General features: G+C 73.3%; 19 protein-coding genes. 7 read left to right on the forward strand and 12 right to left on the reverse strand.

Going from position 1 to position 26,981, the window contains the following annotated elements:
* Positions 1–46 precede the first annotated feature (46 nt).
* The gene (locus tag KSE_RS24460) at positions 47–1,009 is read left to right on the forward strand and encodes a zinc-binding dehydrogenase (RefSeq protein ID WP_014138035.1); all 963 of its coding nucleotides are present in this window, start codon (positions 47–49) and stop codon (positions 1,007–1,009) included.
* Between the two features lie 97 nt (positions 1,010–1,106).
* Here KSE_RS24460 and KSE_RS24465 read toward each other — a convergent pair whose 3' ends face one another.
* From KSE_RS24465 to KSE_RS24495, 7 genes are all read right to left on the reverse strand, one after another.
* Positions 1,107–2,111 (reverse strand): PadR family transcriptional regulator, encoded by a 1,005-nt coding sequence (locus KSE_RS24465; protein ID WP_014138036.1) that lies wholly within the window; start codon positions 2,109–2,111, stop codon positions 1,107–1,109.
* Positions 2,111–3,004 (reverse strand): DUF4097 family beta strand repeat-containing protein, encoded by an 894-nt coding sequence (locus KSE_RS24470; protein ID WP_014138037.1) that lies wholly within the window; start codon positions 3,002–3,004, stop codon positions 2,111–2,113. Before KSE_RS24470 ends, KSE_RS24465 begins: the two co-directional genes overlap by 1 nt.
* A 216-nt stretch (positions 3,005–3,220) precedes the next feature.
* Positions 3,221–3,400, reverse strand: a complete 180-nt coding sequence (locus KSE_RS24475; protein ID WP_014138038.1) for a DUF6104 family protein — start codon at positions 3,398–3,400, stop codon at positions 3,221–3,223.
* Between the two features lie 64 nt (positions 3,401–3,464).
* Positions 3,465–5,498 (reverse strand): serine/threonine-protein kinase, encoded by a 2,034-nt coding sequence (locus KSE_RS43650; protein WP_014138039.1) that lies wholly within the window; start codon positions 5,496–5,498, stop codon positions 3,465–3,467.
* A 209-nt stretch (positions 5,499–5,707) separates the two neighbouring features.
* On the reverse strand, positions 5,708–9,460 hold the full coding sequence (locus tag KSE_RS24485) for a multifunctional oxoglutarate decarboxylase/oxoglutarate dehydrogenase thiamine pyrophosphate-binding subunit/dihydrolipoyllysine-residue succinyltransferase subunit (protein WP_014138040.1): 3,753 nt from the start codon (positions 9,458–9,460) through the stop codon (positions 5,708–5,710).
* 301 nt (positions 9,461–9,761) lie between these two features.
* A complete protein-coding gene (locus KSE_RS24490) occupies positions 9,762–10,913 on the reverse strand; it encodes a HAMP domain-containing sensor histidine kinase (protein WP_014138041.1) in 1,152 nt (383 codons plus the stop codon).
* A 167-nt stretch (positions 10,914–11,080) separates the two neighbouring features.
* Positions 11,081–11,815 (reverse strand): response regulator transcription factor, encoded by a 735-nt coding sequence (locus tag KSE_RS24495; protein WP_014138042.1) that lies wholly within the window; start codon positions 11,813–11,815, stop codon positions 11,081–11,083.
* A gap of 301 nt (positions 11,816–12,116) precedes the next feature.
* Here KSE_RS24495 and KSE_RS24500 point away from each other — a divergent pair, with 301 nt between their 5' ends.
* The 3 genes from KSE_RS24500 to KSE_RS45910 all read left to right on the forward strand — a co-directional run bounded on the left by KSE_RS24500 (position 12,117) and on the right by KSE_RS45910 (position 16,076).
* Positions 12,117–12,818, forward strand: coding sequence for a rhomboid-like protein (locus tag KSE_RS24500; protein ID WP_051055370.1), 702 nt, complete (start codon positions 12,117–12,119; stop codon positions 12,816–12,818).
* A gap of 184 nt (positions 12,819–13,002) precedes the next feature.
* On the forward strand, positions 13,003–15,396 hold the full coding sequence (gene lon / locus KSE_RS24505; RefSeq protein ID WP_014138044.1) for an endopeptidase La: 2,394 nt from the start codon (positions 13,003–13,005) through the stop codon (positions 15,394–15,396).
* A gap of 137 nt (positions 15,397–15,533) precedes the next feature.
* Positions 15,534–16,076, forward strand: coding sequence for a GtrA family protein (locus tag KSE_RS45910; RefSeq protein ID WP_014138045.1), 543 nt, complete (start codon positions 15,534–15,536; stop codon positions 16,074–16,076).
* A gap of 22 nt (positions 16,077–16,098) precedes the next feature.
* Here KSE_RS45910 and KSE_RS24515 read toward each other — a convergent pair whose 3' ends face one another.
* Positions 16,099–17,154: an ABC-2 transporter permease gene (locus KSE_RS24515; RefSeq protein ID WP_014138046.1), complete on the reverse strand. Its 1,056-nt coding sequence runs from the start codon at positions 17,152–17,154 to the stop codon at positions 16,099–16,101.
* Between the two features lie 116 nt (positions 17,155–17,270).
* Between KSE_RS24515 and KSE_RS24520 the strand changes: the two genes are divergently transcribed.
* Together KSE_RS24520 and KSE_RS24525 are read left to right on the forward strand one after the other, a co-directional pair.
* Positions 17,271–17,735 carry a MarR family winged helix-turn-helix transcriptional regulator gene (locus KSE_RS24520; RefSeq protein ID WP_033259078.1) on the forward strand — a complete coding sequence of 155 codons (465 nt, stop codon included), beginning with the start codon at positions 17,271–17,273 and terminating at the stop codon, positions 17,733–17,735.
* A gap of 108 nt (positions 17,736–17,843) precedes the next feature.
* Positions 17,844–19,424: an MDR family MFS transporter gene (locus KSE_RS24525; RefSeq protein WP_033259079.1), complete on the forward strand. Its 1,581-nt coding sequence runs from the start codon at positions 17,844–17,846 to the stop codon at positions 19,422–19,424.
* Between the two features lie 90 nt (positions 19,425–19,514).
* Here the strand turns inward: KSE_RS24525 and KSE_RS24530 are convergent, their stop codons facing one another.
* Positions 19,515–19,745, reverse strand: a complete 231-nt coding sequence (locus KSE_RS24530; RefSeq protein ID WP_014138049.1) for a hypothetical protein — start codon at positions 19,743–19,745, stop codon at positions 19,515–19,517.
* A 14-nt stretch (positions 19,746–19,759) separates the two neighbouring features.
* Complete coding sequence (locus tag KSE_RS24535) at positions 19,760–20,926, reverse strand: inorganic phosphate transporter (RefSeq protein ID WP_014138050.1); 1,167 nt, start codon at positions 20,924–20,926, stop codon at positions 19,760–19,762.
* A 289-nt stretch (positions 20,927–21,215) separates the two neighbouring features.
* Here KSE_RS24535 and KSE_RS24540 point away from each other — a divergent pair, with 289 nt between their 5' ends.
* Entirely contained in the window at positions 21,216–22,691 is a 1,476-nt protein-coding gene (locus KSE_RS24540) for a C40 family peptidase (RefSeq protein WP_014138051.1), read from the forward strand.
* A gap of 56 nt (positions 22,692–22,747) precedes the next feature.
* Here the strand turns inward: KSE_RS24540 and KSE_RS24545 are convergent, their stop codons facing one another.
* Positions 22,748–25,021: an FdhF/YdeP family oxidoreductase gene (locus KSE_RS24545; RefSeq protein ID WP_014138052.1), complete on the reverse strand. Its 2,274-nt coding sequence runs from the start codon at positions 25,019–25,021 to the stop codon at positions 22,748–22,750.
* Between the two features lie 67 nt (positions 25,022–25,088).
* Entirely contained in the window at positions 25,089–26,981 is a 1,893-nt protein-coding gene (locus KSE_RS24550) for an FAD/NAD(P)-binding protein (protein ID WP_014138053.1), read from the reverse strand.

Raw genomic sequence — 26,981 nt, forward strand, 5'->3', positions numbered from 1 at the left:
TGAGTCGCGGTTAACAGCGGGCCCGCGGCCCGGCTATGGTCCGGGCATGTTCGCTGCCTACGCCGCCCGCATCAGCCCCGACGACCCGTTGAGCGCACTGGACCTGGGCGAGCTGCCCGAACCGGAGGCCCGGCCCGGCTGGAGCGTGGTCACGGTGAAGGCCGCCACGCTCAACCACCACGACCTGTGGTCGCTGCGCGGGGTCGGCCTGCCCGCCGAGCGGCTGCCGATGGTGCTCGGCTGCGACGCCGCCGGCGTGGACGAGGACGGCAACGAGGTGGTGATCCACTCGGTGATCGGCCAGAGCGGCCACGGCGTCGGCCCGCGCGAGCCGCGCTCCATCCTGACCGAGCGCTACCAGGGCACCTTCGCCCAGCGGGTCGCCGTACCGACCTGGAACCTGCTGCCCAAGCCCGCCGAGCTCAGCTTCGAGCAGGCCGCCTGCCTGCCCACCGCCTGGCTGACCGCCTACCGGATGCTGTTCACCAACGCGGGCGTCAAGCCCGGCGACACCGTGCTGGTGCAGGGCGCCGGCGGCGGGGTGTCGACCGCGCTGGTGGTGCTGGCCAAGGCCGCCGGGCTGCGGGTCTGGGTCACCGGCCGGGACGAGGCGAAGCGGGCCCGCGCGGTCGAGCTGGGCGCCGACGCGGCCTACGAGAGCGGGGCCCGGCTGCCCGAGCGGGTGGACGCGGTGATGGAGACGGTCGGCGCCGCGACCTGGTCGCACTCGGTGAAGTCGCTGCGGCCCGGCGGCACCCTGGTGATCTCCGGGGCGACCAGCGGGCCCAACCCGAAGGCCGCCGAGCTGAACCGGATCTTCTTCCTGGAGCTGAAGGTGGTCGGCTCGACCATGGGGACCAAGGAGGAGCTGGCCGGGCTGCTGGCGCTGTGCGCCAACTCCGGGGTGCGGCCGGTGATCGACTCGGTGCTGCCGCTGGCCGGGGCCCGGGAGGCGTTCGCCCGGCTGGAGCGCGGGGACGTGTTCGGCAAGCTGGTGCTCACGCCCTGAGGCGCGCGCCGGGGCCCGGCAGCGCCCGGAAAAGGCGGAGCGCCCCCCGACCCGTCCTCGGGGGGCGCTCCGTGTCCTGGTCGGCTCCGCCGCCGGCTCAGCGCGGGAACAGCGCGCTCGCCGCGGCCGCCAGGGCCTGCTCGGCGCGGGCCAGCCGGGCGGCGTCCACGCCCCGGTCGCGGGCGGTGTCCCGGACGTGGTCGCGGAAGCGGTCGAGCAGGCGCTCCAGCTCGCGGGCCGGGTCGCCGGCCGGGTCGGTGCGGGCCCAGTCGGGCAGCTCGGCGGCGGGCTCGGCCGGTGCGGCGCCGTCCTTGTCGAGGTCGATCCGGACCGGCGGCTCCTCGGACGGCTCGGCCGGCTCGGCCGTGCCCCAGCGCGCCGCGTCCGCCAACGAGCCCAGGCCGCGGGTGAGTTCGGCCAGACCCTCGGCCAGCCCGGTGGACCAGTCGCCGCCCGCCGCGTGCGCGGCCCTGACCTGCTCCTCGATCCGGCGCTTGAGCCGCAGCGCCTCCTGCTGGGCGGCGGTGCGGGCGGCCTTGGACTGCTCGCGCAGCTTCCGGGCCTCCGCCTCGGCGGCCTTGGCCTGCTGCCGGGCGGCCTTCTCCTGCTCCTTGGCGCGCCGGGCCTGTTCCTTCGTCTCGGCCTTCAGCCGGGCGAACTCCTCCTTGGCCCGCTGCCAGGACTCCTGGTCCCGCCAGGGCGCCCCGCCGCCGGACGGCTCGGGGGCGGCCTGGCTCCACAGCTCGGCCCGCAGGTCCTTGGCGTTGTCCCGGACGTCCTGCCGGATGGCGCCGGCCAGCTGGCCGACGGAGTCGTGGATCTCCGCCTCCAGGTCGGTCAACTCGGCCGAGCGGGAGGCGAGTTCGCCCCGGCCGGCGTCGGTCAGCCGGTAGACCTTGCGGCCGCCCTCGGTGGCGTGGCTGACCAGGCCCTCCGCCTCCAGCTTGGCGAGCCGGGGGTAGACGGTGCCCGCGGAGGGCGCGTACAGGCCGTGGAAGCGCTCCTCCAGCAGGCGGATCACCTCGTAGCCGTGCCGGGGGCTCTCGTCGAGCAGCTTCAGCAGGTAGAGGCGGAGTCGGCCGTGGCCGAACACCGGTGTCATCAGGACTCCTTGGTCAGGTCGAGCGGGGCCGCGGACAGCTCCTTCGGCCGCGGGTCCTCTTCGGGCTCCGGGCGGCGCTGGACGGTGACCGCGCCGGTCACGGTGGTCACCGAGAGGCGGCCGCGGCCGGTGCCGAGCTGGCCGGAGAGCTTCTTGGAGCCCCAGCCGCCGCCGACGCTGAGCTCGGCGAAGGCGCTGGAGAGCGTACCGCTGGTGGTGCCGGCCTCGACCTTGGCGTCCGCCAGGGCGGGCAGCCGGACGCCGACCGCGCCGGAGACGCTGTTGACGGCGATGTCGGTGGGGGTGGCGGCGTCCAGGTCCAGGGTGACGGCGCCGGAGACCGAGTGGGCCCGGATCCGGGTCGCCGAACCGGCCACCAGGGTGACCGCGCCGGACACCGTGTTGACCTTCAGCTCGCCGGACAGGCCCTCGGCGTCGACGTCGCCCGAGACGGTGTTGGCGCTGACCTGGCCGCTCAGGCCGGCCAGCGTGGTGGCGCCGCTGGCGCCGTGCACGCCGACCTCGCCGGCGATGCCGGAGATCGTGGCGTCCGCCGAGACGGTGCCGACCCGGACCACGGCGGCGGCGGGCACCGCCACCGTCAGGTCGGCGCTGCGCTTGCGGCGCAGGCCGGAGAAGAAGGACTTGACCGTCTGCACGGACTTCACGGCCTCGCCGAACTCGCCCCAGCTGAGGTCCTTGTAGGTCACCGTGAGCACGCCGTCGACCAGGGTGACCTGGAGCGGCTCGCCCTCCAGCCGGGACACCTCCAGCTGGGCCGGCCCCTCGGTGGGGACCACGTTCACCGCGCCGTCGACCACGCGCACGTGCAGGGTGTGCACGGCCTCGTCGAAGGCGATCCGCTCGCTGCTGTCTACCGTCCACTGGGTCATTTCCGGCTCCCCGTCCTCCCATACGCGATGTATCGCGTCTTCTGCTATTCACGATATATCGCGTGGCGCGGAAGTCAAGGAGCCCCGACCCCGATCCCGACCCGGAGCCCACCCCGAGGCGCCACCCCGAGAACCGGTCGGGGGAACCCGGAGACGCGAACGGCCCGGAAGGCGAACTCGCCTTCCGGGCCGCACTGCTGACGGTGCGTCAGCCGGTCACTCGTCGTCCTCGTCGTCCAGCCGGGCCAGCCAGGTGGCCAGCCGCTCCACCGGCACCTCGAAGTCCGGGTTCAGGTCCACGAACTCCCGCAGGCGCTCGGCCAGCCACTCGAAGGTGACCTCCTCCTGGCCTCGCCGGCTCTCCAGCTCCTCGATGCCGCGGTCGGTGAAGTACACGGTGGTTCGCTCCGGGGTGTGCGGGGTGCGGGGTTACTGGTTCCTCAGGATACGGCGGCCGCGATCAGCCGTTGTACCGGTAGTAGCTGAGCGAGAGCGACACCGCGCCGTCGGTGTTCGCGTTGAGCACCTTCATCACGCCGACGCTCCAGTTCTGCCGGTTGCGCACGCAGATCAGCCGCCCGGGCGAGAGGTCGCCGTACGTGAACCCGGCGCTCGGGTTCTTGTCGATGGCGTCCGAGCACTCCTGCGGGGTCAGCGAGTCGCCCTTGCCGACGTACTGGTCGTAGCCGCTGTCCACCTCCAGGCCGCTGTAGCCGGGACGCAGCACCACTCCGTCGTTGCTCATCCCGGAGGCCGTGTTGACCTTGCCGTTCAGCAGGTCGAAGCCGTAGCTCCGGTTCGGCACCGACAGTTCGCGGTCGGTGTAGACCGCGGTGAACCCGGCGGCCGACCCGCTCTTGCGGGCGGACGGCGACGGCGAGGCCGACGCCGACCCGGACGCGGAACCGGACGGCTTCGGCTGGGTGCCCGCGGACGGCGTGGACACCGCCTGGTCCTGGCTGCCGGTGCCGGTGCCGGTGCCCGCGTTCACGGCGTTCGGCGAGGACACCGGGCTCTGCGACGCGGACGAGCCGCCCGCGGTGTTCGCCTTGTCGTCCTTGCTCAGCTGCTTCATCAGCACCAGGCCGCCGGTGGTGCCCGCCAGCAGCGTCACCAGCGCGACCACCAGCAGGGTCTTCCAGGACACCCCGCCGCGCCGCTCCGCCTTCTCCGCCTTCGCCGTCTTCCCGGCCGGCGCGGGCGCGGGCGCCGGGGCCGGTTCGGCGGCGAGCGGGACGGCGGCGGGTGCGGGCGGCGGCGTGTGCTGCTCGGTCAGCCGCAGCGTCGGGTCGGCCGGGGCCACCGGGCCGGTGACCGCCTCCGAGACCGGGGTGAGCGGCCCGAACGCGCCGGACGGCGGCTGCACCGGCGGGGCGCTCGGCGGCGCGACCGGGTGGGTGACCTGATGGGTGACCTGCGGCGCGACCGGGGGAGCGGACAGCGGTGCGGCCGGAACGGCCGGCGGCACCGCCGGGGGAGCGGTCGGCGGCGCGGCGACGGCCGGCGCGGCGAGGGGCGGCGCGGTCGGGGGTGCGGCCGGCAGCGGGGTCGGCGGGGTCCTCGGCAGGTCGGAGCGCCGGGTGATCTCGGTGTTGACCTGCCCCGGCAGCCAGTCCTCGCCGAACCGCAGCTGCCCGCCGACCTCCGGGTGCTCCTGGGCGGTCAGGATGATCTCGGCGGGCGTCGGCCGCTCGGCCGGGTCCTTGGCCAGGCAGCGCCCGACCAGTTCGCGCAGCGGTGCCGGCACCGTGCTCAGGTCCGGCTCCTCGTGCACCACCCGGTACAGCACCGCGGTGTCCGGCCCGTCGCCGAACGGCGGCGCCCCGCCCGCCACGTACGCGGCCAGCGCGCCCAGCGCGAACACGTCGGTGGCCGGGGTGATCGCCTTGCCCTGGGCCTGCTCCGGCGACATGAACGCGGGCGATCCGATCCGGTAGCCGGTGCCGGTCAGCGCCGTCGCGTCGGCCGCCCGGGCGATCCCGAAGTCGATCACCCGCGGCCCGTCCGAGGCGACCAGCACGTTGGCCGGCTTGAGGTCCCGGTGCACCACCCGCACGCTGTGGATCGCCTGCAGCGCCTCCGCGATGCCGCCCAGCAGCAGCAGCACCGTCCGCACCGGGAGCGCCCCGTGCTCGCGCACCACCTGCTGCAGCGACGGGCCCGGCACGTACGAGGTGACCAGCCAGGGCGAGCCCGACTCCAGGCCGCCGGAGTCGATCACCTGGGCCGTGTAGAGCCCGTGGATCCGCTGGGCGCTGCTCACCTCCTGGGCGAAGCGGCGGCGGAACTCCCCGTCCTCGGCGAACTCCGGCCGCACCACCTTGAGCGCCACCGGGCGCCCGCCCGGCGTGTACGACAGGTAGACCCGGCCCATGCCGCCCGCCCCGAGGCGGGCGAACAGCCGGTAGCCGCCGACCTCGCGGGGGTCGTCCGGCAGCAGCGGTTGGAAGACCGGCGGAAGCGGTGCGGAGTGCTGCGGAGTGTCGGCAGCCATGCTGAGGGTCCCCCTTGGTCGAACGTGTCGAAAGACGGCCGCCCTCCGGCGTCGGACGGCGGCGGAAACGGCGAACCATAACCTATCGAGACGTCAGAAGCCGTGCAGCCCGCGGTGACTCCCGAAGCGTCACGGTCCGGGAACGGAACCGCCCCCGCCCCCGGAGGACCGGGGACGGGGGCGGCGGAGTACCGAGGAGGCTCCGGGGGTCAGAGGGTGAAGACCTCTTCGATGAGTGCCTGCTGTTCGGCGGTGTGGCGCTTGGCGGAGCCGACGGCGGGGGCGGAGGAGGCGGGGCGGGCGACGCGGCGCAGGCGGGCGTTGCCGCCGGTGGGGCCGATGACGACCTGGAGGTGGTCGACGAGGTTCATCGCGATGAAGGGCCAGGCGCCTTGGTTGGCGGGTTCTTCCTGGGCCCAGACGAACTGGACGTCGTCGCCGTAGCGGGCGAGTTCTTCCTGGAGTTCGGCGACCGGGAGGGGGTAGAGGCGCTCGACGCGGACGATGGCGGTGTCGGTGACGCCGCGGTCGGTGCGGGCGGCTTCCAGGTCGTAGTAGAACTTGCCGGAGGTGATGACGACCTTGCGGACCTTGGCGGGGTCGACGGTGCGGTCGCCGATGACGGGGCGGAAGGCGCCGGTGAGGAACTCGGAGGCGGCGGAGGCGGCGGCCTTGAGGCGGAGCATCGACTTCGGGGTGAAGACGATCAGCGGCTTGTGGTGCGGGTTGTGGGCCTGCCAGCGCAGCAGGTGGAAGTAGTTGGAGGGCAGGGTGGGCATGGCGACGGTCATGTTGTCCTGCGCGCACAGGGCCAGGAAGCGCTCGGGGCGGGCGGAGGAGTGGTCGGGGCCCTGGCCCTCCATGCCGTGCGGCAGGAGCAGGGTGACGCCGGAGTGCTGGCCCCACTTCTGCTCGGCGGAGGCGATGTACTCGTCGACCATGGTCTGGGCGCCGTTGACGAAGTCGCCGAACTGGGCCTCCCACATGACCAGGGCGTTGGGGCGGGTCAGCGAGTAGCCGTACTCGAAGCCCATCGCCGCGTACTCCGACAGGAGGGAGTCGTAGACGGTGAAGCGGGCCTGGTCCTCGGTGAGGTACATCAGCGGGGTGTAGTCCTCGCCGGTGTTGCGGTCGATGAGGACGGCGTGGCGCTGGCCGAAGGTGCCGCGGCGGGAGTCCTGGCCGGCCAGGCGCACGGGGTGGCCCTCCATGAGGAGGGAGCCGATGGCCAGGGCCTCGCCGGTGGCCCAGTCGATGGTGTCGTCCTCGATGGAGGCGGCGCGTCGCTGCAGCTGCGGGAGCAGGCGGGGGTGGACGGTGAGCCAGTCGGGGAGGTTGACCTGGGAGGCGGCGATCCGCTTGACGGTCTCGGCGGAGATGCCGGTCTGCAGGGAGACGGGGAAGTCGGCGACCGGCCGGCCCGGCTCGGCGGGAGCGGGGGCGGCGACGGCCTCGCGGACCTCGGCGAAGACCTTCTCCAGCTGGCCCTGGAAGTCCTGCAGGGCCTGTTCGGCCTCTTCCATGGTGATGTCGCCGCGGCCGATCAGCGCCTCGGTGTAGAGCTTGCGCACCGAGCGCTTCTTGTCGATCAGGTCGTACATCAACGGCTGGGTGAAGGACGGGTTGTCGGCCTCGTTGTGCCCGCGGCGGCGGTAGCAGATCAGGTCGATGACGACGTCCTTGTGGAACTGCTGGCGGAACTCGAAGGCCAGCCGGGCCACGCGCACGACGGCCTCGGGGTCGTCGCCGTTGACGTGGAAGATCGGCGCCTCGATCATCCGCGCCACGTCCGTGCAGTACATCGACGAACGCGAGGAGGCGGGGGCGGCGGTGAAGCCGACCTGGTTGTTGACGACCACGTGCACGGTGCCGCCGGTGCGGTAGCCGCGCAGCTGCGACATGTTCAGCGTCTCGGCGACCACGCCCTGCCCGGCGAACGCCGCGTCCCCGTGGATCTGGATCGGCAGGACCGGGAACGTGGTGCCCCCGAAGTCCAGGATGTCCTGCTTGGCCCGCGCGATGCCCTCCACCACGGGGTCCACCGTCTCCAGGTGCGACGGGTTCGCCGCCAGCGACACCTTGATCGTCTCGCCGTCCAGGCCGGTGAACGTGCCCTCCGAGCCCAGGTGGTACTTCACGTCACCCGAACCGTGCATCGACTTCGGGTCCAGGTTCCCCTCGAACTCCCCGAAGATCTTCCCGAACGGCTTGCCCACGATGTTCGCCAGCACGTTCAGCCGCCCGCGGTGCGCCATCCCGATCACGGCCTCGTCCAGGCGGTGCTCGGCCGCCGCGTCGATCGTCGCGTCCAACAGCGGGATCAACGACTCGCCGCCCTCCAGCGAGAACCGCTTCTGCCCGACGTACTTCGTCTGCAGGAACGTCTCGAACGCCTCCGCCGAGTTCAACCGGCGCAGGATCCGCAACTGCTCCTCGCGCTCCGGCTTCGTGTACGGCTTCTCCAACCGCTCCTGCAGCCAGCGGCGCTGCGCGGGGTCCTGGATGTGCATGTACTCGATGCCCACCGTGCGGCAGTAGGTGTTGCGCAGCAGGCCCAGGATGTCGCGGAGCTTCATCATCTTCTGGCCGCCGAAACCGCCGACCGCGAACTCCCGCTCCAGGTCCCACAGCGTCAGGCCGTGGGTGGTGACGTCCAGGTCGGGGTGCTTGCGCTGCATGTACTCCAGCGGGTCGGTGTCGGCCATCAGGTGGCCGCGGACCCGGTAGGAGTGGATCAGCTCGATCACCCGCGCGGTCTTGTTGACCTCGTCGTCGTGCGTGGTGGCCACGTCCGTGGCCCAGCGCACCGGCTCGTAGGGGATCCGCAGGGACTCGAACACCTCGTCGTAGAAGTTGTTCGCGCCCAGCAGCAGCTGGTGGATCGAACGCAGGAACTCACCCGACGCCGCGCCCTGGATGACGCGGTGGTCGTAGGTCGAGGTCAGCGTCATGATCTTGGAGATGCCCAGGCGGGCCAGGGTCTCCGGGGAGGAGCCCTGGAACTCGGCGGGGTACTCCATCGCGCCGACGCCGACGATGGTGCCCTGGTTCTGCATCAGGCGCGGCACCGAGTGGACGGTGCCGATGCCGCCGGGGTTGGTCAGCGAGACCGTCACGCCGGTGAAGTCGTCCATCGTCAGCTTGTTGGCGCGGGCCCGGCGCACGATGTCCTCGTACGCCTGCCAGAACCCGAAGAAGTCGAGGGTGTCGGCCTTCTTGATCGCCGCGACGACCAGCTGCCGGTCGCCGTTGGGCTTGACCAGGTCGATGGCCAGGCCCAGGTTCACGTGCTCGGGCTTGACCAGGTAGGACTTGCCGTCCTCCACCTTGTAGGAGTGGTTCATGCCCGGGTTGGCCTTCACGGCCTGGACCAGCGCGTAGCCGATCAGGTGGGTGAAGGACACCTTGCCGCCACGGGCGCGCTGCAGGTGGTTGTTGATCACGATCCGGTTGTCGATCAACAGCTTCGCCGGGACCGCGCGCACCGACGTCGCCGTCGGGACCTCCAACGACGCGTCCATGTTCGACGCCACCGCCTTCGCCGGACCACGCAGCTGGATCACCTCGGGACCCCCGGCGGCCTTCGCGGGCGCGGCGGCGGCCGGAGCCGCGGCCTTCGGCGCGGGCGGCGCGGCGGGGGCGGCCGGAGCGGCCGGGAGCGTCGCGGGGGCGGCCACTGGCTGCGCGGGCGCCGGCGCGACGGGCGCGGGGGCGGCGGGCGCGGCCGGAGCAGCGGCAGCGGGAGCGGCAACAGGGGTCGGCTGGGCGCCGACCGGAGTCGCGGCCTGGGTCACTGGAGTCACCTCGGTACCGGGCTTGTAGTCGGCGAAAAAGTCCCACCAGGCGCGATCGACCGAAGCCGGGTCCTGGAGGTACTGCTGGTAGATCTCGTCGACGAGCCACTCATTGGGGCCGAAGCCAGTGGAGCTTGCCGAGCTGGGGGTTTCTTGGTGTGGCGACACGGGGCAACCGCCCTCTTCCGCTTCCTTTTGGGATGGTGGACAGCGGGGATTAAGGCTACGCCTCCGACCAGTGATCGCGCAGTCCCCGATGGTCAGGCGTCGCCCAGATCACATCGCCGGACCGGTTTTTGGCCTGATCCGTGCGTTAGGGATGCCGGAAATCGGGGAAAGCAGGGCCCGGCAGATCGTGGTCATACCGGAAGAAAATCGGACGAAGCAGTGGTATAGACCACTTGGCGGCCTCGGCCCGGGACCGGCCCCGAGCAGCCCGGCCCCGGTTTGTACCGATTGCGCCACAGTCTCAGGCCGGCACCGGCGACTCACCCGGAAGGATGACCTCGATCCGGCAGCCCGCCGCCTCCTCCGCCACCCGGATCCGGCCGCCGTGCAGGTCCACCGCCCAGCGCGCGATCGCCAGCCCCAGGCCGGTGCCGCCGTCGCTGCCCGGTCCGAGCGCGGTCGGCGAACCGCTCCGGCCGAACCGCTCGAAGACCCGTTCGCGGTCCGCCGCCGGGATGCCGGGCCCCTGGTCCTCGACCTCCAGCAGCAGCCCGCCGCCCTCCGCCGCCCGGGCCCGCACCGTCACGGTGCCGCCGGCCGGCGAGTGCTTGCAGGCGTTGTCGACCAGGTTGGCCACCACCTGGTGCAGCCGCTCCTCGTCCGCCACCGCGGCCAGCCCGGCCGGCTCCACCTCCACCCGCAGCCGGACGTCCCCGCGCCGGGCGTACGCGCCGCCGGCCGTCGCGCCGTCCACCGTCACCCCGCGCAGCACCCCGTCCAGGAACGGGCCGACCAGGAACGGGCGGGAGTCGAGCGGGACGACGCCGTCGTCCAGCTTCGACAGGTCCAGCAGGTGGGTGACCAGCCGGCCCAGCCGCTCGGTCTGCTCCAGGGCGGTGCCCAGGTTCTTCGGGTCCGGCTTCACCACGCCGTCCACCACGTTCTCCAGCAGGCCGCGGAGCGCCGCGATCGGCGTGCGCAGCTCGTGCGAGACGTTGGCGATCAGCTCCCGGCGGTGCCGGTCGGCGGCCTCCAGGTCGCCGGCCATCCGGTTGAAGGTGTCGGCCAGCTCGCCGATCTCGTCCCGCGAGGAGACGTGCACCCGGGCGCTGTAGTCGCCCTCCGCCATCGACCTGGCCGCCGCCGTCATGTCGCGCAGCGGCGCGGTCAGGCCGTTCGCCAGGAACTGCATGAACAGCAGCGAGGCGATCAGCGAGAAGATCATGATGATCCGGATCTGGGTCTCCGACCGGATCGCCACCACCACCATGCCGGTGGCCAGCACCACCGAGACGACCACCAGCAGGGCCAGCTTGCCCTTGATCGAGCGCACCGGGTCGAACGGGCGGATGTCCGCCCACACCCGGTGCGCGGCGCGCACCGCGAGCGGCGGCCGGGGCCGGGGGGAGGAGGCCGGCTCGGCTTCCCCGTTGCGTTGCTGCGGAAAGGTCATGGTGTCCCTGCGACTCGTCGTCGGTGACTCGTCCTCGGTGGGCCCGGCGGTGGTGGTGCTCCGGCGGCGGTGCTTCGGCGGCGGTGCTTCGGCGGCGGCTGGTGGGGCCTCCCCGGCCGCGCCGGGGGGCCGGGCCCCCGGGGAGGGCCCGGAGCGGGGGCGTCCGGTCAGGACAGCGGGGCCTCCAGCGCGTACCCCACGCCGTGCACGGTGCGGATCCAGCTGGCGCCGATCTTCCGGCGCAGTGCCTTCACGTGGCTGTCGACCGTGCGGGTGCCGGACGCGTCGGTCCAGTCCCACACCTCGGCCAGCAGCTGCTCGCGGGTCAGCACCGCGCGCGGCTGCGCCGCCAGGCAGGCCAGCAGGTCGAACTCGGTCGGCGTCAGGTGCACGTCGCCCGAGCCCAGCCGGACCCGGCGCTGCACGTGGTCGATCTCCAGCTCGCCGAAGCGCAGCGAGCCCAGCGCGGGCGTGCGGGCCGCCTGCTGGGCGCGCTCGACCCGGCGCAGCAGCACGTTCACCCGGGCCGCCAGCTCGCGCATCGAGAACGGCTTGGTCATGTAGTCGTCCGCGCCGACGCCCAGGCCCACCAGCAGGTCGGTCTCGTCGTCCCGCGCGGTCAGCATCAGCACCGGCACCGGGCGCTGGGCCTGGATCCGGCGGCACACCTCCAGGCCGTCGAAGCCCGGCAGCATGATGTCGAGCACCACCAGGTCGGGCTGCCAGGTGTGGAACCCGTCCACCGCGCCCGGCCCGTCGTGGGCCACCGCCACCTTGAAGCCCTCGGCTCCCAGCCGCGCGGCGATCGACTCCGCGATGGTGGGCTCGTCCTCCACGACGAGCACCCGTCGCTGGGTGCCCACCGGTCCACTGCTGATCGTCTCTTGCTGGATCTCTGTCACGGTCACGCCACCGCCCCCAGGGCTCGCGGGCCGGCCGTCCGGGGGGACGGCGGGCTCCGCTCGTAGTCGTCTTGTTTCCGTCTGCTGTTCCGTCGTGGGTGTGCCCCGCCCGTGGTCGGCCCAGGTTTGGCAGGTCCCCGATCGGACGGGCACGGGCCGCTACCTTACCCGCAGCACTTGCGAGCTGTAACGGTACGTGTGCGAGCGGCACGTGCCCGGGCCGAGGTCTTCACAGAAGTTCCTCAGACACCTCTCACCCACCCCCCGTATCGTGGGCACGACGAGGCGTCAGGGAGGCGGCATGACCAGCGCGGAACTGCGGCGGCGACTGATCCGGCCCGGGCTCCGGGCGGTGCCCACCCCGCGGTCCAACCCGTTCGCGCTCGGTTACCTCGCGCTGCTGCTGGGCACCACGCTGTACGCCCGCTTCGGCGACCCGGAGACCGTGCACCGGCTCCAGTCGCTCTCCTCCACCGACGCGCACAACCTGCTCGTCCACCCCGCGCTCTCCCTGGTCGGCAGCGGCCTGTGGGTCGCCGGGCCGGTCTGGATGCCGTACTTCTGGGCCTTCGCCCTCACCGTCGCACCCTTGGAACGACGGATCGGCGGCCTTCGTGCCCTCGCCGTCTTCGGCGCCGGCCACGTCGCCGCGACGCTGCTCTCCCAGGGCGTCGTGATCACCGCGGTCGCGGCCGGCGGCGCCGCGCCCGACCTGCTCGACGCGATGGACATCGGCGTCTCGTACGGGGTGCTCACCTCGCTCGGCGCCCTCGCCGGACTGCTCGGCCCGACCGGGCGGAAGGTCGCGCTGGGCGCCGGACTCGCCCTGATCGCGCACCAGGTGGTCAGCGACCCGGACCTGGTCACCGGGGTCGGCCACCCGGCGGCGCTCGCGGTGGGCGTCGCGCTCTGGCCGGTCCTCCGCGGCCGCGGGCCCCGGCGCGGCCTGGGCGCGCGGATCGCCTCGCGGGTGGGGCTGCGGCCGCTGCCCCGCTCCTCCTGACGCGTTCCTCCTGACGCGCGCGGCACCGCGCGCCCCCGCCGGGGTGCGGGGTCCCCGGCGCGCGCCCGCCGTCCGCCGCGCGCCGGTCAGTCTTGTTCACTCAGGGTGAACAAGGCCGGGGGAACAATCGGCGAGCGCCAAACCTTAGTCAGGTCAGCTCAACTTCACTGACTGGGGAGAGATCATGGCATCGACGTCCGTTCCGCTCACTCTGCCTGTGCTGCCGCTCGACGACGAGGTGGTACTCCCCGGCATGGTGGTCCCGCTGGAACTCTCGAACCCCGAGGTGCGCGCCGCCGTGGAGGCGGCCCGGGCCGGGAACGCGGGGGGCAAGCCGCAGGTGCTGCTGGTGCCCCGGCTGGACGGGTCGTACGCGGCGGTGGGCGCGCTGGCGACCGTCGAGCAGGTCGGGCGGCTGGCGGACGGTGACCCGGCCGCGCTGGTCCGCGCCGTCCGCCGGGTGCGGATCGGCGCCGGGACGACCGGGCCGGGGGCCGCGCTGTGGGTGGAGACCACCCCGTTCAAGGAGTCGGACCAGGGGCTGCCGGTGGCCGGCCGGGCGCTCGAACTGGTCAAGGAGTACAAGGCGCTGTCCACCCAGTGGCTGCGCCGCCGCGGCGCCTGGCAGATCGTCGACCGGGTGGCCGCGATCGAGGACGTCGGCGAGCTCGCCGACCACATCGGCTACGCGCCGTTCGCGACCGCCGAGCAGAAGCTGAAGGTGCTGCTGGAGGCCGACCGCCCGGCCCGGCTGGAGTACGCGCTGGGCCTGCTGCGCGAGCACCTCGCGGAGGAGGAGGTCAACGACTCGATCCGCAAGGACGTCGAGGAGGGCGTGGCCAAGCAGCAGAAGGAGTTCCTGCTGCGCCGCCAGCTGGAGGCGGTGCGCAAGGAGCTGGCCGAGCTGAACGGCGAGGCCGATACCGAGGAGGAGGACTACCGGGCCCGGGTCGAGGCCGCCGCGCTGCCGGAGAAGGTGCGCGAGGCGGCGCTCAAGGAGGTCGACAAGCTGGAGCGCGCCAGCGACCAGTCGCCCGAGGGCTCGTGGATCCGCACCTGGCTGGACACCGTCCTCGAACTGCCGTGGAACGAGCGCTCCGAGGACGCGTACGACATCGCCGCCGCCCGCGCCGTGCTGGACGCGGACCACACCGGCCTGGCCGACGTGAAGGACCGGATCGTCGAGTACCTGGCGGTCCGCAAGCGCCGGGCCGACCAGGGCCTGGGCCAGATCGGCGGCCGCCGCGGCGGGGCCGTGCTGGCGCTGGTCGGGCCGCCCGGGGTGGGCAAGACCTCGCTCGGCGAGAGCGTCGCGAAGGCGATGGGCCGCTCGTTCGTCCGGGTCGCGCTCGGCGGCGTGCGGGACGAGGCGGAGATCCGCGGCCACCGGCGGACGTACGTCGGCTCGATCCCCGGCCGGATCGTCCGGGCGATCAAGGAGGCCGGGACGATGAACCCGGTGGTGCTGCTCGACGAGATCGACAAGGTCGGCTCGGACTACCGGGGCGACCCGGCGGCGGCCCTGCTGGAGGTGCTGGACCCGGCGCAGAACCACACCTTCCGGGACCACTACCTGGAGGTCGAGCTCGACCTCTCGGACGTCGTCTTCCTGGCCACCGCCAACGTGCTGGAGGCGATCCCCGAGCCGCTGCTGGACCGGATGGACCTGGTCCGCCTCGACGGCTACACCGAGGACGAGAAGGTCGCCATCGCCCGCGACCACCTGCTGCCGCGCCAGCTCGCCAAGGCCGGCCTGGGCGGCGACGAGCTGACGGTGGACGAGGCGGCGCTGCGCCGACTGGCCGCCGAGTACACCCGGGAGGCGGGCGTCCGGAACCTGGAACGCTCGATCGCCCGGATCCTGCGCAAGGTCGCCGCGCAGACCGAGCTCGGCGAGCGCGAACTGCCCGCCGCGATCGGCCCGGACGACCTGCGGGCGCTGCTCGGCCGGCCGCACCACGTGCCGGAGTCGGCGCAGGAGCCGGCCGAACGGCGCACCGCGGTGCCCGGCGTGGCGACCGGCCTGGCGGTCACCGGGGCCGGCGGCGACGTCCTCTACATCGAGGCCTCGCTGGCGGACGCCGAGACCGGCTCCACCGGGCTGACCCTGACCGGCCAGCTGGGCGACGTGATGAAGGAGTCGGCGCACATCGCGCTCTCCTTCCTGCGCTCGCGCGGCGCCGAGCTGGAGCTGCCGGTGACCGGGCTGCGCGAGCGGGGCATCCACCTGCACGTGCCGGCCGGCGCGGTGCCCAAGGACGGCCCGAGCGCGGGCATCACCATGACCACGGCGCTGGCCTCGCTGCTCTCCGGCCGCAAGGTGCGCACCGACGTGGCGATGACCGGCGAGGTGTCGCTGACCGGCCGGGTGCTGCCGATCGGCGGGGTGAAGCAGAAGCTGCTGGCCGCGGACCGCTCCGGGATCACCACGGTGATCATCCCCAAGCGCAACGAGGCGGACCTGGACGACGTCCCCGCCGAGGTGCTGGAGCGGCTGACCGTGCACCCGGTGTCGGACGTCCGCGAGGTGCTGCGGCTCGCGCTGGAGCCGGCCGGGGTGCTGGTGGCGGCGGCCTGACGGCGGGCGGCGCGCCGGTGGCGGGCGGTGCGCCGCCGGCGGTCCGGCGGCGGGCGGGCCGGGCCGGGCGCCCCGGGAGCGGCGGGTTCCCGAGGCGCCTGGTGGTCGCCGGTCCGGGCCGATGGGACACTTCCGGCATGCCGTCCCCCACACAGCGCGTGCTGGCCGCCGTTCCGGAGCGCTACCGCCCGTTCCTGGTCAAGCACCGCACGCTGGTGAAGTTCCTGGTGGTCGGAGGGACCTGCTTCCTCCTCACCATGGTGATCAACTTCGCCCTGAAGACGACGGTCCTGGAGAGCAAACCGGTGGTCGCGCTGACCATCGCGACCGTGATCACCACGGTGATCTCCTACGTGCTGAACCGGAAGTGGTCCTTCCGGGCGGTCGGCCGCAAGCGCGAGGCCGCCGGGTTCTTCCTGGTCAGCGCGCTGGCGGTGGGCGTCAACGACCTCCCGCTGGTGGCCTCCCGGTACGTGTTCGACTTCCGCACCCCGGACGTCAGCCACTTCTCGCAGGAGCTCGCCGACTTCTTCAGCGGGATGATCGTCGGGACGCTGCTGGCGATGGCCTTCCGGTTCTGGGCGATGAACCGCTTCGTGTTCACCGAGTTGGCCGAACGGGTCCGGGAGGACGACCAGGAGCCGGGCCGGGAGCCGGGCCGGGACCCGGAGCGGGTCTGACCCCGCCCCGGGCCCGCCGGGCTCACGCCCCGGCCGGGGCCGGCGCCGGGGCCGGCCGGCGGAACAGCGGCGGGCGGGTCACCGCCAGGAAGGTCACCCCGACGCCGATCACCGCCCAGACCGCCAGCACCAGGAACGGCACGGTCAGGTGGGTGGAGTCCAGGTAGGCGATCGAGCGGGCCGCCGAGGTGCCGGCCCCGTTCGGGATCCACTCGCCGATCGCCCGCCAGAACGCGGGCAGCAGCGGCGGCGGGAAGACGCCGCCCGCGCTGGGGTTGCCCAGCACCACGAAGACCAGCACGGCCAGGCCGATGCCGATCACGTCGAACAGGCACTCCAGCGCCATCGTGAAGGCGCCGACCGAGAACACCACCATGGTGCCGAGGCCGGTCAGCGCGGCGATCGAGCCGGGCAGCGCGTCCAGGACCGGGCCGGTGATCACCGCGCCGAGCAGGCCGGCCGCGACCGAGTACAGCGCCAGCGTGCCGAGCCGGAGCACCGCCCGGGCGGTGTTGGCCGGGCGGGAGCCGGCGCTGATGCCGAGGATCGAGGCGACCAGGTAGCCGCCCACGCACCAGCCGATCACCAGGTAGAAGGCGGACAGGCCCTCGGCGTCGCCGCGGGCCAGCGGGATGGTGTCGTCGACCGCGACGGTCCGCTGCTGGGCGGCGGCCAGCTTGGTGACGATGCCCTCCGCGGCGGTGGCGGCGGCCGGGCCGCGGGCGTCGGCGACCAGCAGGGCGTCCTCGGTGCCGGCCGGGTCGAACACCCAGGCCGCGTAGATCTGCTGGTCCTTGATCCGGTCCCGGGCGGTGGCCGCGTCCGGCGCGGTGGAGGCCCGCACCGCGCTGTCCGGGACGGCCTCCAGCGCGCCGACCAGCTTCGGCGCGACCTCGGGCGGGGCGACCACCGCGATCGACAGCTCGTGCGGCTTCGGGTGGTGCAGGGCGCCGACGTACGAGGTGATGAAGCCGAGTTGGAGCAGCAGGACGCCGACGACCAGGAAGAACGCGCGGGGGGTGACCGCGTCCTTGAAGTCGCCGAGGAACCCCTTGCCCGGTGAGGCCGGGTGGGCCATGGGAGCATCTCCCTCGCGGATAGGTGTCAAGACGGCAAAAGTGTCAAAAACGGATACTTCATAGCATGAAACAGTTGCGTGCCGGGGGAGGCGCGAGCTGCGCGATACTGAGCGCCATGACTGACCACCTGGACGGGCCGAACCCCGCCGAGCTGGCCTTTCTCGCGGTCGAGCGGGAGGTGGCCACGCTGTTCCGGCGCAGCCGGGCGCGGGCGACCGAGATCTCCCGGCTGGTGCACCCCGAGCTGGAGGCCGGGGCGTACGTGCTGCTCGGGTTCATCCGGGAGTCCGGGCGGGCCCGGGTGACCGACGTCGGGCTGCACTTCGGGGTGGGCAAGGCCACCGTCAGCCGGCAGATCCGGGCGATCGAGGAGCTGGGGCTGCTGTGCCGGGAGACCGACCCGCTGGACCGGCGGGCCTCGCTGGTGTCGCTGACCGAGGAGGGCGAGCGGCGGTTCGCGGCGGCCCGGGCGGAGCGGATGGCGCGGTTCCGGGCCTCGCTGGCCGGGTGGGAGCTGGGTGAGCTGGAGCAGTTCGCCCGGCTGCTGGAGCGGTTCAACGAGCTGACCGAGAACGTCTGAGCGGGCCCCGGGCGGGGTGTTCCTTTACCTGGGCTTGAAGAAAGTTGCCTCACTCAACTATCCACGTATAGTTGCTTGAGGCAACGAATTTTTAGTCGAAGGAACCGCATGTCGTCGACCCTCCCGGCACCCGAGCAGGACCGGATGTCCCACCGCCAGGTACTCGAAGCCCTCTCGGGCCTGCTGCTCGGCCTGTTCGTGGCCGTGCTCTCCTCCACGGTCGTCTCCAACGCGCTGCCGCGGATCCTGAACGACCTGCACGGCGGCGAGTCCGCGTACACCTGGGTGGTCACCGCCGCGCTGCTCTCGATCACCGCCGCCACCCCGCTCTGGGGCAAGCTCTCCGACCTGGTCAGCAAGAAGCTGCTGGTCCAGATCGCGATGGTGATCTACGTGCTGGCCTCGGCGCTGGCCGGCCTGTCGCAGAGCATCGGCATGCTGATCTTCTGCCGGGTGCTGCAGGGCATCGGCGCCGGCGGCGTGATCGCGCTCGGCCAGATCTGCCTGGCCGCGATGGTCCCGCCGCGCGAACGCGGCCGGTACAGCGGCTACTTCGGCGCGGTCTTCGCGCTCGCCACCATCGGCGGCCCGCTGATCGGCGGCGTCATCGTGGACACCTCCTGGCTCGGCTGGCGCTGGTGCTTCTACGTCGGCGTCCCGTTCGCGCTGGTCGCGATCGTGGTGCTGCAGCGCACCCTCAAGCTGCCCGAGGCCGTCACCCGCAAGCCCAAGATCGACTACCTGGGCGCGCTGCTGATCACCGCCTCGGTCAGCCTGCTGATGATCTGGATCTCGCTGGCCGGCAAGAACTACGACTGGGCCTCCTGGCAGACCGCCGTCATGGTGCTCGGCGGCCTGGCGCTGGCCGCGCTGTTCGTCGTCGTCGAGAAGCGCGCCGCCGAACCGCTGATCCCGCTCGACCTGTTCCGCCACCGCACCGTCGCCCTCGCCGCGCTGGCCAGCGCCTTCGTCGGCGTCGGCATGTACGGCACCACCACCTTCCTCGGCCAGTACTTCCAGCTCGCCAAGGAGAAGAGCCCCACCCAGGCCGGCCTGCTCACCCTGCCGATGATCATCGGCCTGGCGGTCTCCTCCACGGTGGCCGGCAAGCTGATCACCAAGTACGGCAAGTGGAAGGGCTTCCTGGTCGCCGGCACCGTGCTGCTCGCCGCCGGCCTCGGCCTGATGGGCACCGCCCGGGACGACACCGCGTACGCGCTGCTCGCCCTCTACATGCTGGTGGCCGGCGTCGGCCTCGGCCTGACCAGCCAGAACCTGGTGCTCGCGGTGCAGAACACGGTGCCCCGGCACGAACTCGGCGCGGCCAGCTCGACGGTCACCTTCTTCCGCACCATGGGCGGCGCGATGGGCGTCTCCGCGCTCGGCGCGCTGCTCGGCCACAAGGTCGCCAGCTACACGGCGGAGAACTTCGCCAAGGCCGGCATCCCCGCCACCGGCGCGGGCGGCGACGGCATCCCCGACCTCAAGAAGCTGCCCGCGCAGGTCGTCCCGCTGATCACCGACGCGTTCGGGCACGGCGTGGGCACGGTGTTCCTGATCGCCGCGCCGTTCGCGGTGGTCGGCTTCCTGCTGGTGCTGTTCATCCGCGAGGTGCCGCTGCGCACCAGCAACGACGAGCGCCCGGCCGCCCCCGCCGGGGCCAAGGCCGCGGAGCTGGTCGCCGACTGAGCCGGCCGGCCCGGAGGCCGGCGGCGGACGACATGCGAGAAGGGCCCCCGCCGTGGTGGCGGGGGCCCTTCGCCGTGCCTGCGCGCGCGGCTACTTCGAGGCGATCAGCGAGATGCCGTACAGCACCGCGGCCGCGCAGGCCGCGAAGCAGACGCCCGCGGCGACCAGGGCGGGAACGCCCCTGCTGCCGGTGCCGGCCGCGACGGCGGCCTCCCGGCGGGACAGCGCCAGGTTGCCGAGCGCGAAGACGACGACCACGCCGAGGGTGACCAGCAGGCTGACGCCCGCGGTCTCGGCCAGTGCGGCCCACTTGATGTTCATGTGCGGGGTTCCTCTCAGGCCGCGAGGGTGGTCGGGCCGGGGACGGCCGGGGCCTCGGCGGCCGGGGCCGCGTCCGCCGCGTTCTCGTTGACGTTGTCCGCGTGCACCGGCTGGCGGCGGGAGATCACCCACATCGAGCCCGCGCCGGCCACCAGCGCCAGGCCGACCACGGCCACACCCCAGTCGCCGCGGTCGGCGATCAGCGCGGCCACGCCGGAGACCGCGGCGGCGGCCGGCAGGGTCAGGCCCCAGGTGGCGGCCATCCGGCGGACCATGCCCCAGCGCAGCCGGCCGGACGGGCCGCCCAGGCCGGCGCCCATGATGCCGCCGGAGCAGACCTGGGTGGTGGACAGGCCGTAGCCCATGTGCGACGAGGTCAGGATCACCGTCGCGGCGGCGGTCTCCGAGGCGAAGCCCTGCGGCGGCCGGATGTCGGCCAGACCGGAGCCCATCGAGCGGATGATCCGCCAGCCGCCCATGTAGGTGCCGAGCGCGATGGCCAGGCCGGCGCTGACGATCACCCAGGTCGGCGGGCCGTCGCCCTTGTCCAGCGCGCCGGCCGAGATCAGGGTCAGCGTGATGATGCCCATGGTCTTCTGCGCGTCGTTGGTGCCGTGGGCCAGCGAGATCAGCGAGGAGGAGAAGACCTGGCCCCGGCGGAAGCCCTTCTCGGTGCCCTCCTTCGGGGTGCCCCGGGTGATCAGGTACGCCAGCTTGGTGGCCCCCCAGGAGGCCGCGCCCGCGATGATCGGGGAGGCCACCGCCGGGATCAGGATCTTCGAGACCACGGTGGTGAAGTTCACGCCGTGCAGTCCGACGCCCACGACGGTGGCGCCGATCAGGCCGCCGTACAGCGCGTGCGAGGAGGACGAGGGCAGGCCCTTCAGCCAGGTCAGCAGGTTCCACAGGATCGCGCCGACCAGGGCGGCGAAGATGATCGAGGGTTGCAGTCCGGCCTTCTCGTTGACCAGGCCGCCCGAGATGGTGGTGGCGACCTTCACGGAGAGGAAGGCACCGGCGAAGTTGAGCACCGCCGCGATCGCGACGGCGACCTTGGGCTTGAGCGCGCCGGTCGCGATGGACGTGGCCATCGCGTTGGCGGTGTCGTGGAAGCCGTTCGTGAAGTCGAAGGCGAGCGCCGTGATGATCACAACGGCCACCAGGAACGTGATGTGTTCCATACCCAAACAATCGTCGTAGTGGTCGGACTGACGTTGCTGTCCTCGGTGAAGGTAGGAAGTGATGGTGAACGGGAGGTTAACTGGACGCGGAGTCCTGGCTCCGTTCGTGACGCGGGAGTTGCCGCCGCGTTGAGTTCCCATGGTGGTCAGGGCCTTGCGGTGAGACCGGTCTCACACTCCGGACCGGATGAGAATTCACCCGGCGGCCCCGAAAGCACCTGCCCCGAACCGCCCTCCGCATGGCAGGATCGGTCCGATCGCCGACGGACAACAAAGGGGAGGCCGGCCGATGGGGGCAGGGCAGCGGACCGAGACGACCGGCCTGCGGCCGTGGGTGCGCGCCGCGCTGCGCTGCGGAGCGGTGCTCGCCGCCGCCGCGCTCACCCTGCCGTTCGCGGTCTCCGCCGCGTACGCCGTGCCCGACCCGTCCCCGACGGTCGCGGCCGGCGCCGACCCGCTGGCCGACGCCAAGCGCACCCTCGGGCCGCTGCTGGAGCAGCTGCACACCCTCTACCAGCAGGCCGAGGCCGCCACCGAGCGGTACAACGGCACGGCCGCCGCGCTCGTCGAGCACCGGAACACCGTCCAGGACCTCGACAACCGGGTCGAGTTGCAGCAGAAGGCCGTCGACGCCGGCGGCGACCTGGCCGCGCAGCTCGCCGCCGCGCAGTACCGCAACAACCAGATATCCGGGTACGCCGAGCTGCTGATGGCCGAGAACCCGTACGAGGCGGTGGTCATCGCCGAACTGCTCAACTCCGCCGGGCGCTCGCAGAAGGAGTTCCTGGACCGGCTCAAGGCCGACCGGGACACCCTCAACGCCCTGCACGCCGCCGCCCGGCAGGCGCTCGCCGACTCCACCGCGCTGGCCGCGGAGCAGGAGAAGGCCAAGAACGAGGTCGCCACCAAGCTGGCCGAGGTCGAGAAGCTGGTCGGCTCGCTCACCGGCGCCCAGCGCGACGAACTCGCCGACCTGGAGAAGCAGCAGGCCAACCAGGCCCAGCTGGCCTTCCTCGCCTCCGGCGCCCTCGGCAAGGGCGAGCGGACGCCCTCCGCGACGGGCCGCAAGGCCGTCGCCTGGGCGCTGCAGCAGCTCGGCAAGGACTACGTCTGGGGCGGCGCCGGACCGGACGTCTTCGACTGCTCCGGCCTCACCTCGCAGGCGTGGCTGCACGCCGGCCAGGCCATCCCGCGCACCAGCCAGGAGCAGTGGGCCCAGCTCAAGCACGTCCCGCTGAACCAGATCCGGCCCGGCGACCTGATCGTCTACTACGGCGGCGCGACCCACATCGGCATGTACATCGGCGGCGGCCTGGTCGTCCAGGCCCCGCGCACCGGCGACGTGGTCAAGGTCTCGCAGATGGGCGCGATGCCCATCCTGGGCGCGGTCCGACCGGACGGCGACGACGCGGCGGACGACGCGGGCGGCGAGTGGAAGGTGCCGGACGTCCAGCTCGGCGCGGTGAAGATCCAGCCCGCCAAGCCCTCCACCCTCCCGACGCCCCCCGCCCCCAGCGCCACCCCGACCGACCCCGCGGGAACGCCCACGCCCTCGGCCTCGGCCTCCGCCTCGCCCGGCGACCCGTCCTCGGCGACGGCCTCCGCGTCCGCGTCGCCCTCGGCCTCGGTTTCCACCTCGGCGAGCGGTTCGGGCTCCGCGACCCCCGGCGGGAGCGGCAGCGGGACGCCCAGCGGCTCCGGCACGCCGAGCGGCGGCGGCGGCACCGACCCGGCGACGCCCTCGGGGAGCCGCTCGGCCGGCTGAGCCGCCCCGCGCGGCCCGGGCCCGCCGGCTCCCCGAGGGGGCGGCGGGCCCCGCCGTCACGGGGTCTCGAAGCGGACGACGACGGACTTCGAGGTCGGGGTGTTGCTGACGTCGGCCGTGGAGTCCAGCGGGACCAGGACGTTGGTCTCCGGGTAGTACGCGGCGGCGCCGCCGCGGGCGACGGGGTAGTGGACGACCCGGAAGCGCGGGGCGCGGCGCTCGGTGCCGTCGGTCCACTCGCTGACCAGGTCGACGTACTGGCCGTCGGCGAGGCCGAGTCCGTCCGCGTCGGCGGGGTTGACCAGGACGACGCGGCGGCCGCCGGTGATGCCGCGGTAGCGGTCGTCCAGGCCGTAGACGGTGGTGTTGTACTGGTCGTGCGAGCGCAGCGTCTGGAGCAGCAGCCGGCCGGCCGGGACCTCGGGGGCGGTCAGCGGGTTGACGGTGAAGTTGGCCCTGCCGGTGGCGGTGGGGAAGGTGCGGCTGTCGCGCGGGGCGTGCGGGAGGGCGAAGCCGCCGGGGCGGCGGACCTTGGCGTTGTAGTCGTCGAAGCCGGGCACGACCCGGGCGACGCGCTCCCGGATCCGGTCGTAGTCGAGGGCGAACTCCTCCCAGGGGGTGGGGTCCTGCGGGCCGAGGACGGCCCGGGCCAGCCGGGCGACGATGGCCACCTCGGAGAGCAGGCCGGGCGCGGGCGGGCGCAGGCCGCCGCGCGAGGAGTGCACCACGCCCATCGAGTCCTCGACGCTGACGAACTGCGCCCCGGCGGCGGTCAGGTCGCGGTCGGTGCGGCCCAGGGTGGGCAGGATCAGGGCGCGGGCGCCGGTGACCAGGTGCGAGCGGTTGAGCTTGGTGGAGACGTGCACGGTGAGCCGGCAGCGCCGCATCGCGGCCTCGGTGGCGTCGGTGTCGGGGCTCGCGGAGACGAAGTTGCCGCCCAGCCCGAAGAACACCTTCACCCGGCCGTCCCGCATGGCCCGGATGGTGTCCACCGTGTCGTGGCCGGGCGCGCGCGGCGGCTCGAAGGCGAACTCCTCGCCGAGGGCGTCCAGGAAGGCGGCGGAGGGCCGTTCGAAGATGCCCATGGTGCGGTCGCCCTGGACGTTGCTGTGCCCGCGGACGGGGCAGACGCCGGCCCCCGGGCGGCCCACGTTGCCGCGCAGCAGCAGGAAGTTGACCCCCTCGCGGATGGTCGGCACCGCGTGCTTGTGCTGGGTGAGGCCCATCGCCCAGCAGACGATGACCTTCTCGGAGCCGAGCACCAGGCGGTGCAGCTCCTCGACCTGCTCCCAGGGCAGGCCGGTGGCGCGCAGCACGGCGGCCCGGTCCAGCTCGGCCGCCTCGGCGGCGAACTCGGCGTAGCCGGCGCAGTGTTCGGCGACGAACGCCTCGTCGACGGCGCCCGGGGTGGTGAGCAGCAGGTGGTTGAGGGCGCGGAACAGGGCGAGGTCGCCGCCGAGCCGGATCTGCAGGAACAGGTCGGTCAGCCTGGTGCCGCCGCCGATCAGGCCGCGCGGGGTCTGCGGGTTCTTGAACCGCTCCAGCCCGGCCTCGGGCAGCGGGTTGACGCTGACGATCCGCGCGCCGGCCCGCTTGGCGCGCTCCAGGGCGGAGAGCATCCGGGGGTGGTTGGTGCCCGGGTTCTGGCCCGCGACGATGATCAGGTCGGCCTGGTGCAGGTCCTTCAGCGAGACGCTGCCCTTGCCGACGCCGAGCGTCTCGGTGAGCGCCGAACCCGAGGACTCGTGGCACATGTTGGAGCAGTCCGGCAGGTTGTTGGTGCCGAACCGGCGGGCGAACAGCTGGTACGCGAAGGCGGCCTCGTTGGAGGTGCGGCCGGAGGTGTAGAACGCGGCCCCGTCCGGGGAGTCGAGCGCGGCCAGCTCCTCGGCGACCAGGGCGAAGGCGGCGTCCCAGCCGATCGGGACGTAGTGGGCGGCGCCCTCGTCCAGCAGCATCGGGGTGGTGAGCCGGCCCTGCTGGCCGAGCCAGTAGCCGGAGCGGTCGGCGAGGGCGGCGACCGGGTGCTCGGCGAAGAACGCCGGGGTGATCCGGCGTTCGGTGGCCTCCTCGGCGACGGCCTTGGCGCCGTTCTCGCAGAACTCGGCGAGGTGCGGCTTGTCCGGCTCGGGCCAGGCGCAGCCGGGGCAGTCGAAGCCGTCCGGCTGGTTGACCTTGCGCAGGGTCGCCAGCACCCGCCCCGGCGACATCTGCTCGGCGGCCATCCGCAGGGTGTGCCCGATCGCGGGCAGGCCGGCGGCGGCGTGGGCCGGGGGCGCGACGTGCGGCGCGTCCTGGGCGGGGTCGCGGGGCGGGGGCGGCTTGGCCATGGCGCACTCTCCGGAGGCTCGGGGTGCTTGGAGCGTATCCGGTGCGGTGGCCTGGCGGTTCGGGTCCTCAGTCCTCCTTCTGCAGCTCGGTGAGCAGCCGGCGGGCGACGGCGTCGTTCTGCCGGAAGGACGGGGCGTCGGTGCGCGGGCGGGCGAAGGCGGCCGGGGCGCGGGTGGTGGTCGGGGCGCCGAGGGCGGTCCGGCCGGGGTGCGGGTGGCCGTCCAGCGCGGGGTCGAGGATCCGGGCGTCCGGGTCGGTGCGGATCAGGCCGGAGCGGTAGGTGTGGCCGTCCGGGTCGGTCAGCAGTTCCTCGTCGATCCGTCCGTCGCGGCGCAGTTGGCGCAGCAGCGGGTCGTTGGTGCGGCTGAGGTCGTGCCGGGGGAGGAAGGCGTCGACCAGGGCGGTGCCGTGGACGTGGTGGCCGGGCAGGGCGGGGGAGGAGGCGCGGAAGGTGCCGCGCTCCTCGTCGAGGTCGACCCGCAGGTCGGGGCCGAGGAAGTGCAGCAGGCCGGCGTCGGAGAGGGCCAGCAGCTGTTCGAGCCGGAAGCCGGGCGGGCCGGAGGCGTAGAAGGAGAAGAAGCCGGTCCACCAGCCGTCCAGTTCGGCGGCGGTCGAGCGGGCGGTCAGCGGGTGGGCGGGCAGCAGGTGGATGAGGTGGCCGTAGAGCGAGAGCAGCGCGTAGAAGGCGCCGAGGTCGGCGCTGTGCCGCAGGTCGGAGCGGCGGGCCAGGTCGGCGCGCAGGTGGGAGCGCAGGTGCTGCTGGAGCTCGGCCGGGCTGCCGACCCGCAGGTCGGCGAGCGGGCGGTCGAGGCGTTCCAGGTCGAGCCGGTCCTCCGGGTCGGGGACGGCGGTGGCGACCAGTTCGGCGCGCTCGGGGCTGTGCCAGGGGTGCCGGTCGTAGTCGGCCAGGAACGCGTCCCAGGGCAGGGCGGTGCGCTCGGGGTGGCCGTGGAACAGCTCGTGGTAGTAGGCGAAGCCGATCTCCTTGGCCATCGCGGGCCACAGGTCGCGCTTGAACTCGATGTGCCCGTCCGGGAGTTCGAGGTCGAGGCCGAAGTAGCGGGGCAGCGGCGGGGGCGGGCCCTGCAGCCGGTAGCCGGTCTTCGCGTGGTACGGGACGCCGCGCCGGGAGCCCGCGTACAGCACGGGTTCGCGGCCGGAGGGGTGGTAGCGCAGGCCGCCGCCGGGCAGCGGGGTGAACCGGCCGCCGCGGCCCTCGGTGAGCAGCGCGACCAGGTCGACGAAGGCCAGGCCGAGGCCGCGGACCACCACGTGCTCGCCGGGGGCCAGGCCGGACAGGTCGGCGTCGGCGGTGAACGCGGGCGGCTGGTAGGTGCGGCCGTGCCGTTCGGCGAAGTCGCGCGGTTCGGCGGTGTCGGGGCCGGGCGCGGAGTCCAGGTGGCCGAGCGCGAGCACCACCCGGTCGGCCGACAGCACGGTGCCGCTGTCGGCGAGGTGGACGAGCTGCGGCCCGTCCGGCTCGCCGGTGAGCTCCCGGACGGTGTCCTGGTGGAGGAACAGCCGTACGTTCTCCGGGAGTTCGGCGATGGCCCGGCGCAGCACCCAGTCCAGGTAGCCGCTCTGGGCGCGCCGGGTCGGGAAGTCGGTGGACGCCAGGTCGCGCAGCTCGCCGGCCACCGCCGGGTCCTCGACCGGCAGGTACGGGGGGTGGGCGGCCGGGTCGGCGGCCCACTCGGCGAGCGAGGGGCCGGGGCGGACCGGGCCGTCCATGGTGGTGCGCTCGTCGGTGAACATCGTGACGTCCTCCGCCATCGAGTTCATCCGCAGCAGCGGCGACTGCGCGTTCCGCCAGATCCGGCCCCCGCCGGGCGGGTGCGGGTCGATCAGGTGGACGTCCAACTCGACGCCGGGGCCCAGCAGTTCGGGGGCGTTCGCGGCGATCCGCTCCAGCAGGCCGGTGCCCCGCGGCCCGGCTCCGATCACGACCAGCACGGCCAC

The sequence above is a fragment of the Kitasatospora setae KM-6054 genome (genome assembly GCF_000269985.1).
Classification (GTDB): domain Bacteria; phylum Actinomycetota; class Actinomycetes; order Streptomycetales; family Streptomycetaceae; genus Kitasatospora; species Kitasatospora setae.

Coding starts and splice junctions, on each gene's coding strand:
- KSE_RS24460 (WP_014138035.1), top strand. CDS start 47: ATGTTCGCTGCCTACGCCGCCCGCATCAGCCCCGACGACCCGTTGAGC.
- KSE_RS24545 (WP_014138052.1), bottom strand. CDS start 25,021: ATGGCCAAGCCGCCCCCGCCCCGCGACCCCGCCCAGGACGCGCCGCAC.
- KSE_RS24490 (WP_014138041.1), bottom strand. CDS start 10,913: ATGACCTTTCCGCAGCAACGCAACGGGGAAGCCGAGCCGGCCTCCTCC.
- KSE_RS24500 (WP_051055370.1), top strand. CDS start 12,117: ATGACCAGCGCGGAACTGCGGCGGCGACTGATCCGGCCCGGGCTCCGG.
- KSE_RS24525 (WP_033259079.1), top strand. CDS start 17,844: ATGTCGTCGACCCTCCCGGCACCCGAGCAGGACCGGATGTCCCACCGC.
- KSE_RS24535 (WP_014138050.1), bottom strand. CDS start 20,926: ATGGAACACATCACGTTCCTGGTGGCCGTTGTGATCATCACGGCGCTC.
- KSE_RS24530 (WP_014138049.1), bottom strand. CDS start 19,745: ATGAACATCAAGTGGGCCGCACTGGCCGAGACCGCGGGCGTCAGCCTG.
- KSE_RS45910 (WP_014138045.1), top strand. CDS start 15,534: ATGCCGTCCCCCACACAGCGCGTGCTGGCCGCCGTTCCGGAGCGCTAC.
- KSE_RS24540 (WP_014138051.1), top strand. CDS start 21,216: ATGGGGGCAGGGCAGCGGACCGAGACGACCGGCCTGCGGCCGTGGGTG.
- lon (WP_014138044.1), top strand. CDS start 13,003: ATGGCATCGACGTCCGTTCCGCTCACTCTGCCTGTGCTGCCGCTCGAC.
- KSE_RS24465 (WP_014138036.1), bottom strand. CDS start 2,111: ATGACACCGGTGTTCGGCCACGGCCGACTCCGCCTCTACCTGCTGAAG.
- KSE_RS24470 (WP_014138037.1), bottom strand. CDS start 3,004: ATGACCCAGTGGACGGTAGACAGCAGCGAGCGGATCGCCTTCGACGAG.
- KSE_RS24515 (WP_014138046.1), bottom strand. CDS start 17,154: ATGGCCCACCCGGCCTCACCGGGCAAGGGGTTCCTCGGCGACTTCAAG.
- KSE_RS24520 (WP_033259078.1), top strand. CDS start 17,271: ATGACTGACCACCTGGACGGGCCGAACCCCGCCGAGCTGGCCTTTCTC.
- KSE_RS43650 (WP_014138039.1), bottom strand. CDS start 5,498: ATGGCTGCCGACACTCCGCAGCACTCCGCACCGCTTCCGCCGGTCTTC.